At 59.0% G+C, this 1,785-nt stretch carries 2 protein-coding genes and 1 pseudogene; all 3 read right to left on the minus strand.

Annotation, left to right across the window (positions count from 1 at the left end; all coding sequences use genetic code 11):
- Positions 1-84: 84 nt before the first annotated feature.
- On the minus strand, positions 85-879 hold the full coding sequence (epsE, locus tag I5W_RS15375) for a polysaccharide export protein EpsE (RefSeq protein WP_017450885.1): 795 nt from the start codon (positions 877-879) through the stop codon (positions 85-87).
- Between the two features lie 70 nt (positions 880-949).
- Positions 950-1,402 (minus strand): hypothetical protein, encoded by a 453-nt coding sequence (locus I5W_RS15380; RefSeq protein WP_252717042.1) that lies wholly within the window; start codon positions 1,400-1,402, stop codon positions 950-952.
- Positions 1,305-1,785 (minus strand): annotated as a pseudogene (locus I5W_RS29930) (NADH-quinone oxidoreductase subunit D); the annotation flags it as partial. The gene I5W_RS15380 and the pseudogene I5W_RS29930, both read right to left, overlap by 98 nt.

Below are 1,785 nucleotides of genomic sequence, written 5' to 3' on the forward strand. Positions count from 1 at the left end.
GAGATTCATGGGGTCACGCCTCCTGGTTGGCGTATTTCGATAGCTAAAAGAGAAACCACTGCTGCCTGCTGCGGACCATCCGGGTCAGAACCAGCTTTCCTTGACATAGACGGTGTCATCAGCCTGCAACAAGTCTTCCTTCTTCACCGGGATTTCCTGCATGTTGCCATCGGCATCGCGGCGCTTGACCACCAGACCACGCTCGGTGCCGCGCTGGGTCAGACCACCGCCCACGGAAAGCGCCTGCAGCACCGTAGTGCCCCGCTCCAGCTTATAGACGCCCGGTCGTTGCACTTCACCGTAGATATAGAAGCGCAACGCACGCTCCACATACACCACGTCGTTGGCGCCCACTTCAGGCAGCGAAGTGGTGTCGCCACTATGGGTGATGGCATAGATATCGACCAGTTGCTTGGAGACGCCGCCCTTGCCATCGTTGCGGATGATGGTGACGACATCGCCGCCATCCGGCGTGACGCCCCCGGCCAGTGCAATGACGTCAGCCACGTTGCGCCGGCCATCGAGCGAATAGCGGCCCGGCTTGGTGACCTGGCCCAGCACCGACACCATCTGGCTCTGCGGAACGGTCACCAGGATGTTGACCTGGGGATTGAGCAGGTAGCCGCCCTTCTTGAGCAGACCGGCAATCTTGCTCTCGGCCTGCGCGGTGGACAGGCCACCGATCTTGACTTCACCCACCAGCGGATAGCTGATCACGCCGGCTTCGCTGATGCGGGTTTCCAGGCTAAGATCATCACTGCCATAGACCTTGACGCGAATCACGTCGCCCGCACCCAGCAGGATGTCATCGGCCTGGGCGAACAAACTCCAACTGGCGAGCATCAGACCGACCAACAGGAACACCACTTTTCTCATCATTGTCATTACTCCGCAGTACATCAGGTTCTTGATTCAGGCGTGAGACGCCCGGATATTGATCAACACTTGCTTACCTGAAACCGGCCACACCACGCGAAATCGCGTCATTCTTCACCTTCTCGGGATCCTTGCCGGTGGCACCCGCAGCCCCTGCATTCGGATTGGCCTTGGCAGCCTGTGCGTTCATATCCTTGAACGACTTGGCCTGGTCCGAATACTCGATCTTGGCATCCTTGCGGAGGTTCTCTACCAATTGTTCGGAAGCCTGATTCTGCTTTTGCGTGACCAGGTATTGCACGATCTGAGGCGTGGCCACCGCCAACGACAGCGGCGTACTCTTGACGTCCTGCACCGACGTCAGGATTGCCGTGGGACCTTCGATCACCACGAACAAGGAGCCGCGCTCCATGTTCTTCAAGCTGGCGTTCATCTGCGGCGGCAAGTCGGCCGTGGTCTTGATGACCTGCTGACGCGCGAACTGGCTTGTTGGCACCGTCGGAGACCAGGTAGATACCGAACTCACCCTTCGGATGCTCGACGGCGGCATACGCTTCGCCGGCAGGCACGCGGAAGCCTTCGGTAAACAGCTTGAAGTGGTGAATCAGGTCTTCCATGTTGGACTTCATGTCCGCACGTTTCGGAGGCGCAATCTTGTGGTTGTCGGTGATGACCGGACCCGGATTGTTGCGCAGCCATTCCACGCACTGCTTGATGATGCGGTTGGACTGGCGCATCTCGGCCACACGCACCAGGTAACGGTCGTAGCAGTCGCCGTTCTTGCCGATGGGGATGTCGAAGTCCAGCAGGTCATACACTTCATACGGCTGCTTCTTTGCGCAGTCCCAAGCGATACCCGAGCCACGCAGCATGGGACCGGTGAAGCCCATCTGCAATGCACGTTCCGGC

The sequence above is a fragment of the Herbaspirillum sp. B65 genome, assembly GCF_000333555.1.
Classification (GTDB): Bacteria; Pseudomonadota; Gammaproteobacteria; order Burkholderiales; family Burkholderiaceae_D; genus Herbaspirillum; species Herbaspirillum rubrisubalbicans.

Coding starts and splice junctions, on each gene's coding strand:
- epsE (WP_017450885.1), bottom strand. CDS start 879: ATGATGAGAAAAGTGGTGTTCCTGTTGGTCGGTCTGATGCTCGCCAGT.